Genomic DNA, 13,957 nt, shown 5'->3' with positions numbered 1-13,957 from the left:
GATCATTAAAAGCCGAACTTTATTAACGTGGAGTTCGGCTTTTTTGTGGAAAAATAATGGAGTATTGCCAACAAGCAAAGCTAGTGTGTGGACGATGAAATTATAACAGTTGGCTGTTCTCACGCAATTTGTTAGCTCAGCAGTGAAAAGTGGGGTATCGGTGGTTTATTTTTTCGAAAAAAAAGCCGTGTTTTAAATCAACACGGCTTTGTTGTTTTAATTTGCTTTGCCCTAGACTTTGAACTCATCTACAGACAAGCGTAACTCTTCGGCAAGTTTAGCGACCTCAGAGCTTGATATATTAGTCTGATTAGCTCCTTCAGCGGTTTGTTCAGCAATGGCTACAATAGACTCAAGGCGCTCGCTAATCTCTTGTGAGACTTGTTGTTGCTCTTGTGCTGCTGTCGATATTTCTTCACTCACATCATGTGCTAAAGCAACCGCTGAGGTGATTGAATCCAGTGCTGCGTTGGCTAGGTCTGATTGTTCAACACAAGAATCAGCTTGTTGCTTGCCTTTAGACATTGCAGTTACGGCTGCTTCCGCGCCTGTTTGCAATGATTCGATCATGGCTTGAATTTCTTGAGTCGAGGCTTGTGTTTTACTAGCCAATGAACGAACCTCATCAGCAACAACGGCAAAACCACGACCTTGTTCACCGGCACGTGCTGCTTCAATAGCTGCATTAAGTGCTAGTAAGTTAGTTTGATCCGCGATACCACGAATAACATCAAGAATACTACCAATCGAGGCGCTATCTTGATGAAGCTTATTAATGACTAGTGAGGCTGATTCAACTTCACGAGCTAGCTGCTCAATGGTCGATTTATTCTGGCTAGAAATACCCTTAACTCGTTCAGCTTCTTTATCGGCATTTTTGATTTCTTTAAGTGCCTGTTGTGCGCTATTACTCACCGTTTGTGAGGTACTGCTCATTTCTGTTGTCGCTGTTGCCGCTTGTTCTACCTGTGCTTGTTGATTACGAATTGCTTGGCTTGATTCACCGGTAATAGCAGACGTTTCTTCTGAGGCCGCAGCAAGTTGTGTGGAACGAGATATAATGCCTTTGATCAAGCTGCGTAAGCTGGCGATAAGTGTATTACAACTACGCGATAGCTCACCAAATTCATCTTTAGCCGTATCATCAAGACGTTGTGTCATATCGCCACTAGCAACAATATCAAGAATGCGGTTAACTTCTGCAAGTGGTTTAGTAATGCGATTAACTGTTATATAAGCCACGATTATAGCTAGTAAGGTAGCACTTATCATACCAACCCAAGTCCATAAGTTGGCTGAGTCGACGTCGATCCTAACTTCTTTTTGTAATTCAAAAGCTACATTACTCGCTTGAGCGACTAGCTCGTTGAGTTGTTTTAATGCAGTTGCCGTAGCTTGCTCGGCCTCAGTAAGTTCCGTTTCAGTCATTGCGATCACATCAATTAAACGTTTTTTATTAGCTGAAATACTATTGTTGCCGAGAATGTTATCGCGAATAGAGACAAAGTAGTTGTTTAGATCGTTATATAAACCCGGCTCAGCGGCTTCAACAACCGGTTTGAGTAGCTTTAAACTACGCTCAATTTCTTCTAAATAATAAAGCTGCTCATTTTTGACGATATCTAAGGTATTTTGGGTTTTAACTGTCAGCATGTCAGTGCTGTTAGTCACCAAAGATAAAAAGTTATTTTCTAATTTATTAGCTGCTTGATAGGCTCTGCTATCACTGCTTTCTAAACCATCAATATCGATAATATCCAAAACCACAGAATTAGCATCTTCCGCAGCAAGCTCAATAGTTTCTAACTGTGCTCGTAATGATTTATTGAGTTCTAATTGAGTTTTTTTATCTTTTAATAAATCTTCTACTAATTTAATAAAACTTTTGTAAGTTCGTTCCACGCTTTGACTACTTTGATTTAGTTGAGCATTGTCACTGACAACTTGTCGTAATTGCGAGTAAGATTTATCAAAGCGTTGTTTTTGTTCGAACACTGATTTTTCAATTGGCGCAAGCTCTGCAGCTGAAGTGGTATAAAAGCTTGCTTGGGCAGCTTTACTCATTAAGATAAACTCAACCTGAAGTTCAGAACTTTGTTCCAGTGCAGGCAATGATAATTGATTTACTTGCTGCGCTGAATTATTAATATTTGCGATTCTGAACAGTGAATTACCCCCAATTAAAAGAAGTAATAAGGTGATACAAATAAAACCACCCCAAATACGCTGGCTGACAGTTAAGTTCATATAAAAATTCCATAAAGAGAGTAGCAATTAGACTTTATCGGCTTTATTGCGGATAAGTTAAGTAATTAAATTTAATTACTTTTAACATTTATAACTTTAAATCTAACAGAAGATGAGTTTTTTTTCAGGTTATTTAGATAGAATTAGCTGAATTAATGCTGAATAATTGTTTGTTTTTTAATTCTAGCAAGGTCATAGCTCCACCCCACACACAACCAGTGTCTAAAGCGTAGATATTTTCATGATCTGTTACACCTTCAAGAGCAGCCCAATGACCAAAAACAATATATTGTTTAAAAGTTGTAAATCTTGGGTGCTTGAACCAAGGGATCATTGCAGTAGCGTTAGCAATACCACCTTTATAGCTTAACTCTAATTGTTCATCAAGGGTTAAAAATCGCATTCGAGTAAAGTAATTTATAATATAACGAAACCGCTCAAAGTCATTGAGTTGTTCACTCCAAAGGCTAGGGTGCTGCTCATACATATGTTTGAAAAAATCGCGCGCATTCTCACCTTGATAGCAGGATTCAGCAAATTGTGCATGTTGTAGAGCCTGTTCAATTGACCATGCAGGGTTGAGACCGGCGTGGCTAATAAATACCTGTTCTTCTTCAAGCCATAAAGCAAGTGGTTGCTGCTGTAACATGGCTATATAAGCAGGTAGCTTTGTGGAATCAAGCAGGGCGGTGAGCTTGTCTTTAGGATTAGCGGGTTTATCTAACATGTAATTGGCAATCAGGTGTAAGTCGTGATTACCCAAGGTAACGGTGATGCTATCTTGATGTGTATATATATAATCTAGGCAGGCAAGTGAGTCGGGGCCGCGGGCGACAATATCGCCCACTAAATAAAGGTGATCTTTGCTTGGTTTGAAGTCAACTTGCAGCAACAAAGCTTGAAATTCTTTATAACAACCTTGTAGATCACCTATCGCATAATTTGCCATTATTTAACCTAAATTCGGGAGAATAAATCTATCTCCTGTGGCTATTTTCAACGCTAACTGCGTTGAATCTACTTGCAATAGGCCAGCTATTGACGCGTAAATTCGGCTTGTTATCTCTGAAAATCTCCGACAGGACAGCTTAAAGGCTAGTTATATCATTAAATCAATGCGTTAATAAATATCTCACCCGATTTCAGGTTATTTAATGTAAAATATTAGGCAGTGATAAACGAAAAACATTAATAGGTGCATCAAACTCTGTACCGAACTCATTCTTCAAGGTGTAATAACCTTGCATCGTTCCTACGGGAGTATCTAGCACTGCACCACTGGTATATTTATAGCTTTCACCAGGACCAATAGTTGGTTTTTCACCGACGACGCCTTCACCTTGTACTTCGATTTCTTTACCATTTGCATCAGTGATCAACCAATAGCGGCTAATTAACTTTGCGCTGCATAGACTGTGATTTTTAATGGTAACGGAATAAGCAAATACATATTTATCAAGTTCAGGTTGTGATTGACCCTCAACATAAAATGTTTCTACCGATACTTTGATGGGTGAGCCCAAATTACTGCTTGTTGTCATAAATCCAATTAGCTATATCAATAAATTGTTGTAACGAAAGGCTTTCAGCACGCAACGTGATATCTATACCAATGCTAGTTAATTCATCTGCGGTGAGTAAATTAGCTAAGCTGTTGCGCAGTGTTTTGCGGCGCTGATTAAAGGCCTCTAAACACACAGTGTTAAGAATTTTAGTACTTTTTGCTGTACGTTGCTCTGGCTTTTTCGGTATTAAACGAATAACGGCAGAATCAACTTTCGGTGCTGGTTTAAAACACTCTGGTGGTACTTCGATGACAGGCATTGCATTACAGTAATACTGTGTCATTACACTCAAGCGACCAAATGTTTTACTACCAGGTCCTGCTACCATGCGTTTTACCACTTCTTTTTGTAGCATAAAATGCATATGCTCAATGTTGTCGGCAAACTCGAATAAATGGAACAGTAACGGTGTTGAAATATTGTACGGTAAATTACCAAACACTTTTAGTTTGTTGCGGTCAGCTTTGATCAAACTTGAAAAATCAAATTTCATTGCATCACCTTGATGCACAGTAAGCTTAGGCCCTAAAAAAGGATGCTCAGTTAAGCGCTGGGCTAAATCTTTATCTAGCTCAACAACCGTTAAGTGGCCACTTAGCTCACTTACCGGTTCAGTGATAGCACCTAGACCAGGACCGATTTCAACTAAATTATCTTCAGGTTTAGGATCAATCGCGGTGACGATTTTATCGATGATCATCTCATCACATAAAAAGTTTTGCCCAAAACGTTTGCGGGCGCGGTGTCCTAAATGTACTTTATCTGTCATTGATTTTGTGCTTTTTCTTGGGCGAGCTTAATTGCTTCGCGGATCGCTAATTCAAAACTACCAACATCAGCATCACCAGTACCGGCTAAATCGAGCGCCGTACCGTGATCAACTGAGGTGCGTATAAACGGCAAACCAAGGGTGATATTAACCGATTTGCCAAAACCTTTGTATTTTAGCACAGGTAAACCTTGATCGTGATACATTGCCAGCACAGCATCAGCTTGTGATAGATATTTGTCTTGGAACAAGGTATCAGCAGGCAATGGCCCGATTAAATTCATACCTTCACTATTTAGCTGTTCAATGGTTGGGGTGATGGTGTCAATTTCTTCACGCCCTAAATGGCCATCTTCACCCGCATGAGGGTTAAGCCCACAGACTAGAATACGTGGTTTTTCGATACCAAATTTAGTTTGTAAATCATGGTTTAAAATACCCGCAACTTTACTTAAACGCTCACTTGTAATAGCACGTGATACATAAGCTAGTGGTATGTGCGTGGTCACTAGTGCAACTCTTAAGCCTTCAGTAGCTAACAACATCACCACATCAGGGGTGTTTGATTGCTGGGCAAAGTATTCGGTATGGCCGCTAAATGAAATGCCGGCTTTATTGATAATACCTTTATTAACAGGGCCAGTTACAACCGCAGCAAACGTACCATTCATATTTTTTTCGCACGCGATACGTAAAGTATCGAGTACGTATTGGCCGTTGGCATCATTTAATACACCCATTTCAACTTCGGCACCTAAATCAACTTGGTGCAGATAGACACTCCCTGCTGGGGCGATTGCTGCTGCTGCGTTTTCATCAAATGGAATTAAATTGATTGTTAAACCAAGCTGTTTGGCTCGCTGTTGTAATAACTGCTTATCAGCAATCACAACCAGCTGCGCAGGCCAATCATGCTGTGCAAGTTGCAACAGTAAATCTGGGCCGATCCCGGCAGGTTCGCCGGGAGTAATTGCAATACGTAGAATCATTGGTTATTCATCAATTGGGAAAATTTCAACATGGGCTTGCTCACGCATTTCTTGCTGCCAGTTAAAGCTTTCTTCTTTAAATTTACGATTAAAGAGCATGCCATGAGCACGGTTACGTTTAGCTAGTTCGGTTTTATCAGCAATGCGTTTGTCTAATAGCTGCACTATATGCCAACCAAATGTGGTTCTAAACGGGTCACTGATCTCATTTTTATCAAGTGATAGTAGGGCGTCTCTAAACTGTGGCACATAGGTTGTAGGATCTGTCCAATCGTACTCTCCACCTTTAAGTGCAGAGCCTGGATCTTCTGAATACTCTTTAGCAAGCTCACCAAAATCAGCTGTACCTGCGCGTAACTCTTTGGCAAAACCATTTAGCATATTGCGGGCTTTTTCTTCACTTAAGATAATTGACGGCTTGATTAGGATATGGCGAGAACGAACTTCAGTTGTTTCAACAACCTGGCGACCACGAATATCTTGCACTTTAATGATATGAAAACCAGCGCCAGAGCGTAGCGGGCCGATAATGGCATCTTTTTTAGTGCCTTTCACTGCTTCAGCAAATAATGACGGCATTTCATTGATACTCATATAACCTAGCTGACCACCTTCAAGAGCTTTTGAACCACTTGATGATGAAATAGCGATGCGTTTGAATTCTTTACCTTCTCGTAAAAATTCGATGACTTTATCGGCACGAGTTTTTGCGCTAGCAATTTCATCCGCAGTGGCATTATTTGGAATATCAATGAGGATATGACCAATGTCATACTCTTCCGTATTTTGACCTTGGCTTTCCATTATTTTTAAAAGGTTATCAACTTCTTGCGGGCTAATATAAATACGACGATCTACGTTTGCGCGCATCACTTGTTGAGTAGTAATTTCTTTACGAATTTCTTCACGATAAGACTGGAAACTCTCGCCTGACGCTTCAATCGTACGGCGCAAGTCTGCAATTGTTCCGCCTTGCTCTTTAGCCATACTAACCAAAGTTTGATCCAGTTGACTATCAGATATTTCTAACCCCATACGCTCGGCTAATTGCATCATCAGCGCTTGATTTACTAAGCGCTCCATTGCTTGAATGCGTAGCGTATCATCCGAAGGTAATTCTTGTCCTTGCTCTTTAGCTTGGGTTTTTACACGGTTAACTATGGTGTCAACTTCACTTTGTAAAATAACTCCTTGGTTTACAATACCAACCACCTTGTCTATTTCAACAGGGGCTGCGAAAGCGCTTTGGTATAAACCAAGCGTCAAAAATGCTGATGCTAATAATTTTTTTAAATTCATACTTTTTCTAATACTCTTGCTAATAGTACGGTAATACTAGTTATTAAGAAAATACGGTCTACGATAGCCAAAAATACCTTGTTGTAATAATTTTTGTGCATCATAACGGCTTTTACTACCTAACCCTTTTAAGACAATATTAAACCCAATGCTTGAATCAAAAGTGGCTTGTTCTTGGCCTATCGCTTGATTTAAATCAGTTGCGATTTGGCGACGACCGGTAATTTGAAAGGCCCAACAGCAGGATTCATATTGCAATCCGCTGAACACCTCGACACTACGACCGCTTTCTAAATCGCGGTGATAGCTACTTACAAACTGCCATTGATCACTGAGCGGAATGCTAGTAAAAAAGCCAACTTGTTCGATTGTATTGCCTGAGACATCATTTGCATAGCGATGGTTCAATTGTACCAGCTGATTATCGTCACCTTTATAATCTAAAGTCACATTTGACTGGATAATCTGCTTTCCATCGGTGTCATACTGAATTCCGCCTGATAAATACCAGCGGCGGTGCCAATGTAACATGGTTTGTGCGGCAAACAAGGCATTATAGTTGGTATCTGAGTTTAACCCTTGTGATGTCGGCTTGGCAGAGTCACTTAAATAAAATATTTGACCAGCACTAAAATTAAACAATTCTTCGCTTTTATTATTAAATAAACGCGTGGTTGCACCCAATGTAAATTGATTCGCTGCGGCTATACGATCAACGCTTGAGAAGCGACTATCACGGAATAAACCAAAAAAATCATCTTGTAGTTTTGTCGTATCGTATAAACCTATATCGGATTGATCTTTATTTGGTGTATACAAATATTGCACTTGTGGCTCTAAGGTTTGAATCCCATCATCAGCGAAGATAGTGGTATCACGCTCAAAGTTTAATTGGCTGTATAAACGCACTTTAGGCAAGGTACGTGAAACTGATTTAGCATAATCGGTATTAGCTAAATCACCTTCTTGCTTATAGTTAGTGTGCAGTACGCTAAATTCAGATAAAAACGACCAAGCATGCTCTTGATAACCATAACTTACTTTGGGTTCGATGTGCACCCGAGTGGCTTTTTCTATGATTGCCGTATCATTAGTAAAGTGGCTCAGTTCACCGTCTAGGGTCAGTTCAATATCCTGAAAACTAAATGGTGCTGTTTGTGAAAAGCTAATTTGTGGCCATGCCGCATACGATTCAAGATGATCACCGAGCACTTCAAAGTTTTGTACTTTAATATCTGTACGCCAAGTATCACCTAAGTGTGATAACGAGCCAGTACGATACAGTTGGGTGTCAGTACGTGTTGCGTAATTAGAACCCAAATCAGTGAGATAGTTATCATCGCTGACGTTGGTTATATCAACATTTGCACGCCAGTTTTCGGCAAAATAACTTTGTTGTTGCCAGTGAAATAGAAAGCGCTCTTTGAGTTCTGGTTCGGAGTCGTCTTTGTCAAGGTATTCAAGTGCTACGAGACCTTCATTGCTATCACTTAAATAACGAAACTCGGTTTGCAGCTGTAAGCCTTTTTTAGACATATAGCGAGGTGTAATCGTGGCATCAAAGTTTGGTGCAATATTCCAATAATATGGAGTAACAGTTTCTACGCCGTAGCGATCTGAACTGGAAATATTGGGTGTTAATAAGCCTGATTTTCTTCGATTATCAATTGGGAAAGTGAAATAGGGTAAATAAAGTACTGGCGTATCCATAATACGTAATACCATATCATGGGTTTCGCCCCAGCCTTCTTCACGGGATAATAAAATTTGTTCAGCTTGAATTGCCCACACGGGCGTATCGCTTGGACAGGTAGTAAAGCTTGCGTTCAGCAGATCTAAGCCAGACTTATTAATGGTGAGCTTTTCTGCACCGCCGTGTGCTTGTTGATCCGTCAGCTTATAATCGGCACCAAGTAGGCTGATTTCAGAACTATTTAAATCAGCATTAAGACCTGAGCTATTTACTTCACTGATAGTGTCACGGTAAGTAATAGGGCCAGTTGCATTAAGTAACCCACGCTGTTTGTCAATTAGTGCACTTTGTGCGGACAAACTCATAGTAAGGGTGTTAATATCAACATTACCGGTAAATTCTGCGCTTTGGGTGCCAAGCAGTTCAATATCATCTGAACGGATATCGATCATGCCTAAGTCAAGGCCAGCAAGCGGTTGCCAAGCTCTGGTTTGCATTGAATTGCCACAAAAGTTGTGTGTCAGTTCAGTTTCGGCGAACGATGGTGCGCTGATCACACTTAGCATCATCATGCCCCAGGTTTTGCTCATTTATTAACCTTAATATGCTGTCGTTGGATGTAAGAATGACATAATAAAGGAAAACAATGGCAAATACAGTAATTGACTTAGTGAAAAATAGATATCTTGTAAAATGAATCGTTATAAAAGTTTACAGCAGTTTTTAAATCCGCACTTCGAAGATGAAGTATACCAGCTAGCTGCGATCACCGGAGACGCCAGCTTTCGTCGTTATTTCCGCCTAAATCGCGGTCAAGATAGCTATATAGTTATGGACTCAGATCCAGCTAAGCTCGATAACACTCCTTATATAGAACTCAACAAAGTTTTTTCTGAGCATGGTTTCAAACTACCAAAAATATTACATGCTGATGAAAAGCAAGGGTTCTTCTTATTAAGCGATTTAGGCAACACACATCTTGCTGATATGCTGGATGATAAAGAACGTATCAATCACTATAAACACCTTATAAAACTTAGTGCACAATGGGCAAAAATGCCGCCTGTTGAGCACATGAAAGATTTTGATCGGGCATTTTTAGAATTAGAACTAAGTATTTTTTTAGAATGGTTGGTAGAGGGATTTTTAGAGCTAGAAGTTACTGCTGCAGAACGTAATTTATGGCAAACGAGCTGTGAGTTATTAATTGAAAATATACTCGCGCAACCTAGCGTCACCGTACACCGTGATTTTCATAGCCGTAATATTATGCACAGTGAACAGCAATGGGCAATTATTGACTATCAAGATGCCGTGCAAGGCCCGGTATGTTATGACCTGGTATCGTTACTGCGTGATTGTTATTTTAAACTTCCTCACGATGAACTTGAATACTTACTTGAGCATGCATTTGCTGAGTTTGAGCAACAGGGCTTGCTCAGTAACATCAGCTTTGCAACCTTTAAACAATGGTTTGATTTAACCGGTATTCAACGCCATTTAAAAGCGGCGGGTATTTTTTGCCGGTTAAATTTACGCGATGGTAAACTCGGTTATATGGATAATGTATTACCGACACTGCGCTACATTAGTGATGTGGCGCAAGATCATTCATCGTTGGTGGAGCTGGGTAAATGGATCAACAGTAAGATTATTCCTGCTACCTTAGTCGCACTTAATAAAGTGCCAACTAAATAATGAAAGCGATGATTTTAGCCGGGGGTCGCGGTCAGCGAATGATGCCACTTACCGCAGAATTACCTAAACCTATGTTAAAGGTGCAAGGAAAACCATTAATCGAGCATCATATTGAGCGACTAAAAACAGCAGGGATCACTGATTTTATTATAAACCTTGCTTGGCAAGGAGATAAGATCCGTGCTTACTTTGGCGATGGTAGCCAGCTTGGAGTACATATTGAGTATAGCCAAGAGCCTGAGCAGGGATTAGAAACTGCAGGTGGTATTATTCAAGCATTACCTTTGCTTGGTGAGCAATTTATTGTTATTAATGGCGATATATTTACCGACTATGATGTTAGTTCATTACTGCATATTCACTTAGATGCGGGCGAGGCACATATTGTGTTGGTTGAAAATCCAGCCCACAACCCAAATGGTGACTTTACGTTGCGTCATCTAAGCGCAGATAGCCCCAAGTATACATTTTCTGGTATTAGTCGCTTTCATCAGCAATTTTTTGCAGGAATTACAGCGGGTACTCATCGCTTAGGGCCATTATTAAAAAGTAAATTGGCTGAGCATGTTGTCTCTACGGAGCTTTACATAGGTAACTGGGACGATATCGGAACTCCAGAACGATTAGCTCAATTGAATGAGTTGTTGATAGAGCAACAACTCATTAAGTAATTCACATATAATAGGAGCGCCTCATGTGGGGTAAAATTTTAGGTGCCTGCTTTGGCTTTATGTTTGGGCGCATTATAGGCTTATTTATAGGCTTATACCTGGGCCATATGTTTGACAAGAGTTTAAAGCAGAACTTTGATAAAGCCGGCGGCTTTTCAAGCTTATTTAAAGGCGATGATGATATTAATCAGCGCCAAGCGTTATTTTTTACTAGCTGTTTTGGAGTAATGGGGCACATTGCTAAGTCAAATGGCCGCGTAAGCGAAACCCACATCCGTGCTGCCAGTTTATTTATGGATGAAATGGGACTCACTGGTGATGATCGCAAAGAGGCACAAGATGCGTTTAAAGCGGGAAAAGACGCTGATTTTTCATTAAAAGAAACTGTTTTCGATTTTAAAGAGCGTTTTGCTCGTCGCCATGATTTATTACAACTGTTTTTAGAAATTCAAATCCAAATGGCGTTTTCTGATGGGGTGTTAGCTGCGCAAGAAAAGGAGCTACTCCAAGAGGTAAGTAAGTTATTAGGGATCTCTAAAACTCACTTTGCATTTGTACTTAAACGTTACCAAGCTGAATTTTCATTTCGTCAGCAACAACAACGCTATCAACAGCAGCAACAACGTCAACAAGGGCAAAGCAGTAGTTATCGTGAAGGCTCAGGGCATCATGTACCGCCAAATAGTGGCATGAGCCGTACTCAAGCGCTGGCTTTGCTGGGGTTAAATAATGAGGCGAGTGAACGAGAAGTAAAAGTAGCGTACCGTAAATTAATGGCGCAGCACCATCCTGATAAATTAGTTTCTCAAGGTTTACCTAAACATATGATGGAACTGGCAGTCAAGAAAAGTCAAGATATTCAAGCCGCTTACGAATATTTAAAAAAGGCGGCGTAAAAACCCGTCTACTTCTTTGGTCAAGCGCTCATGTTGCTCAGGCTCAGAGCGCAAACCAAACAGCTCACGTTGGCGGTAATCATATTTACTGTGACGTTTAACCCAGCGTTTTCTATCCGCCACACTCAGCAGTAAGTCCGGGTTATCTATGTTGTAGTAAATATCCAATAACGGCGGGCTAATAGTCGATATAATCGCGTTAAGTTGTTGGTTACGTTTACTGTTTGGTAAATAACTGCTAAGGCTGACAAATGCATCTATGTTGGTATTTGGATATTCGCCATAGTGTTCGAGCAATACTCCCGCAGAGGCACCTTGTGCAATAACAACAATTTTCCCATCTTCATCCAATGCACTTTGATACAACGCATTAAAGCGTGCAATTAAGTTGAGTTTATAATTATCTATTATCGCATTGCTTATATGAGCGATAGCATCAACATGTACAACAGGAGTGGCTGTGTCAGCTGATGGTTCGCCATTGTCTGAACTTGTAGTTTGCTTAGCCGCTGCAGGTTCAGTTGTTTCACTTTCATCCGCAGGTGGCACTGCTTGCCAATCAATATCGGGTACCGTCATAGCAATTGTGGCATAGCCTAAATCGTTAAGTTGCGTGCGTAAAAAGTTGAGCCCGTTGTTATTGGTAGGTAAGTGTTGCCAATCAGGGATAATCAATACCACACCGCGCTGCTGGGCACTCATGTGTTGGCGATATAAACTTAAAAACTCAGTATCACCAGCGAGTAGCGGTTTTAGTTCATCTTGCGGCATTAGGCGTGATAAATCATTACTGCTGATTGTTGACCATGGTGTGGGTGCAATAAAGTCGGCTGCTTGGGCTGGCATGGCCAAGAAAGTCGCGTAAACCAAACTAATTAATTGCCATACTTTAAACTGTTTGCCGATAGCCATATAAACCACCACGATGAATCAATAAGTTGTTATCGGCGTGTACAGCAAAAAGTTTAGTGTGATTTTAAGCTCGTAATCAAAACTCTGGCTCAGCTTCAAAAGTCATAATTTGTGCTGTTCCCGGATGAGTGAGCTGTAGCATTTGTGCGTGCAATTGCAAGCGCGGGGCAGCAGCCAGTGCATCAGGGTGAGCATAGAGCCTATCGCCTAAAATAGGGTGCCCCAATGACAACATATGCACACGTAATTGATGTGAGCGTCCGGTAATAGGGGTAAGTTCCACACGAGTGGCGTGCAACTCATGCTCCAGTACAGTGTAATGAGTTAAAGAGGGCTTCCCCTTGTCATGATCAACCATTTGCTTAGGGCGGTTTGGCCAATCACAGATCAGTGGCAAATTGACTGATCCCGTTAATGGCTCTAGTTTACCGTACACTCGTGCAATATAGCGCTTTGCAGTTTGGCGTTCTTGAAACTGCATACTTAAATGACGATGAGCCGCTTTATGCATTGCTAAACAAATAATTCCAGAGGTTGCCATATCTAAGCGGTGAACTATTTTTGCCGTAGGAAAAACACGGTTAACGCGAGCTATCAAACAATCGGCGTGTTTAGGATCTTTTCCCGGCACAGTCAAAAGTTCACTGGGCTTGTTGACGATCAGTAAATCATCATCTTGAAATAAAATGGTTAAATACGGATCTAATGGAGGATTGTAGTTAATTAACACGGCCGACCTCAATGATTTATGAGCGCGCTATTTTAGAGAAGTCATCGCTTATACACAATCAATAACGTATTAGATTAGACGCGAGAGTATTAATGAGCGAGTTAATTGGCAAGTAGTCGTTAAGCTGAGGGTATTTTTGGGTAAAAGAAAAGCGCGAACTATCTCTAGTCGCGCTTGCGGAATCTTCTAATTTTTTGCATCCTGCAATTGAACTTAATCAACTCCTAAACTTTACTAATCCATGTGATCACACTGTTACTTGTTCGTTCTGCGTGATATAGGCTATCCGTGCCTCTGTCCTATGTGCTTCCTTTTGATCCTTTTTGGTAATCTCTATTACCGGTCCTTTACGCATCGTCCTGATGCTATCCCTTAGTTAACAGTTCCATTGTGATACCCTTTAGGGCCTGTCCATCTGTCCGCTTTTATAACATCCTGTCTAACAACTCTCTTGCGAGCCCTGTTGTTATTCCTTTTCGCATCATCTT

Annotated in this window: 12 protein-coding genes; 3 read left to right on the top strand and 9 right to left on the bottom strand. The window is 40.7% G+C overall.

Annotated elements, in window-relative coordinates:
- Nucleotides 1–231: 231 nt before the first annotated feature.
- The 7 genes from PSR9079_RS13785 to lptD all read right to left on the bottom strand — a co-directional run bounded on the left by PSR9079_RS13785 (nt 232) and on the right by lptD (nt 9,152).
- Complete coding sequence (locus tag PSR9079_RS13785; protein ID WP_149982095.1) at nt 232–2,247, bottom strand: methyl-accepting chemotaxis protein; 2,016 nt, start codon at nt 2,245–2,247, stop codon at nt 232–234.
- 133 nt (nt 2,248–2,380) lie between these two features.
- The gene (locus PSR9079_RS13780) at nt 2,381–3,196 is read right to left on the bottom strand and encodes a symmetrical bis(5'-nucleosyl)-tetraphosphatase (RefSeq protein WP_149982094.1); all 816 of its coding nucleotides are present in this window, start codon (nt 3,194–3,196) and stop codon (nt 2,381–2,383) included.
- Nucleotides 3,197–3,398: 202 nt separating this feature from the next.
- A complete protein-coding gene (gene apaG / locus PSR9079_RS13775) occupies nt 3,399–3,788 on the bottom strand; it encodes a Co2+/Mg2+ efflux protein ApaG (RefSeq protein WP_145235442.1) in 390 nt (129 codons plus the stop codon).
- Nucleotides 3,772–4,581 carry a 16S rRNA (adenine(1518)-N(6)/adenine(1519)-N(6))-dimethyltransferase RsmA gene (rsmA, locus tag PSR9079_RS13770; protein WP_145235444.1) on the bottom strand — a complete coding sequence of 270 codons (810 nt, stop codon included), beginning with the start codon at nt 4,579–4,581 and terminating at the stop codon, nt 3,772–3,774. The genes apaG and rsmA overlap by 17 nt, the downstream gene beginning before the upstream one ends.
- Entirely contained in the window at nt 4,578–5,570 is a 993-nt protein-coding gene (gene pdxA, locus PSR9079_RS13765) for a 4-hydroxythreonine-4-phosphate dehydrogenase PdxA (RefSeq protein WP_149982093.1), read from the bottom strand. Before pdxA ends, rsmA begins: the two co-directional genes overlap by 4 nt.
- Before the next feature lie 3 nt (nt 5,571–5,573).
- Complete coding sequence (gene surA, locus PSR9079_RS13760) at nt 5,574–6,869, bottom strand: peptidylprolyl isomerase SurA (RefSeq protein ID WP_149982092.1); 1,296 nt, start codon at nt 6,867–6,869, stop codon at nt 5,574–5,576.
- 36 nt (nt 6,870–6,905) lie between these two features.
- Nucleotides 6,906–9,152: an LPS assembly protein LptD gene (gene lptD, locus PSR9079_RS13755; protein WP_149982091.1), complete on the bottom strand. Its 2,247-nt coding sequence runs from the start codon at nt 9,150–9,152 to the stop codon at nt 6,906–6,908.
- Between the two features lie 103 nt (nt 9,153–9,255).
- Here lptD and PSR9079_RS13750 point away from each other — a divergent pair, with 103 nt between their 5' ends.
- From PSR9079_RS13750 to djlA, 3 genes are read left to right on the top strand one after another with little or no spacing between them, the layout of a single operon-like run.
- Nucleotides 9,256–10,260 (top strand): aminoglycoside phosphotransferase family protein, encoded by a 1,005-nt coding sequence (locus PSR9079_RS13750; RefSeq protein WP_149982090.1) that lies wholly within the window; start codon nt 9,256–9,258, stop codon nt 10,258–10,260.
- A complete protein-coding gene (murU, locus tag PSR9079_RS13745; RefSeq protein WP_149982089.1) occupies nt 10,260–10,931 on the top strand; it encodes an N-acetylmuramate alpha-1-phosphate uridylyltransferase MurU in 672 nt (223 codons plus the stop codon). The genes PSR9079_RS13750 and murU overlap by 1 nt, the downstream gene beginning before the upstream one ends.
- Before the next feature lie 23 nt (nt 10,932–10,954).
- A complete protein-coding gene (djlA, locus tag PSR9079_RS13740) occupies nt 10,955–11,827 on the top strand; it encodes a co-chaperone DjlA (RefSeq protein WP_149982088.1) in 873 nt (290 codons plus the stop codon).
- Here djlA and PSR9079_RS13735 read toward each other — a convergent pair.
- Nucleotides 11,810–12,739, bottom strand: coding sequence for a DUF3530 family protein (locus tag PSR9079_RS13735; RefSeq protein WP_149982087.1), 930 nt, complete (start codon nt 12,737–12,739; stop codon nt 11,810–11,812). The two genes, djlA and PSR9079_RS13735, sit on opposite strands and share 18 nt — an antisense overlap.
- 76 nt (nt 12,740–12,815) lie before the next feature.
- On the bottom strand, nt 12,816–13,469 hold the full coding sequence (gene rluA / locus PSR9079_RS13730; protein WP_149982086.1) for a bifunctional tRNA pseudouridine(32) synthase/23S rRNA pseudouridine(746) synthase RluA: 654 nt from the start codon (nt 13,467–13,469) through the stop codon (nt 12,816–12,818).
- Nucleotides 13,470–13,957 lie beyond the last annotated feature (488 nt).

Source organism: Pseudoalteromonas rhizosphaerae (genome assembly GCF_902498845.1).
Classification (GTDB): Bacteria; Pseudomonadota; Gammaproteobacteria; order Enterobacterales; family Alteromonadaceae; genus Pseudoalteromonas; species Pseudoalteromonas rhizosphaerae.
The sequence above is the reverse complement of the archived record's forward strand: the minus strand, read 5'-3'. Positions and strand labels throughout refer to the sequence as shown.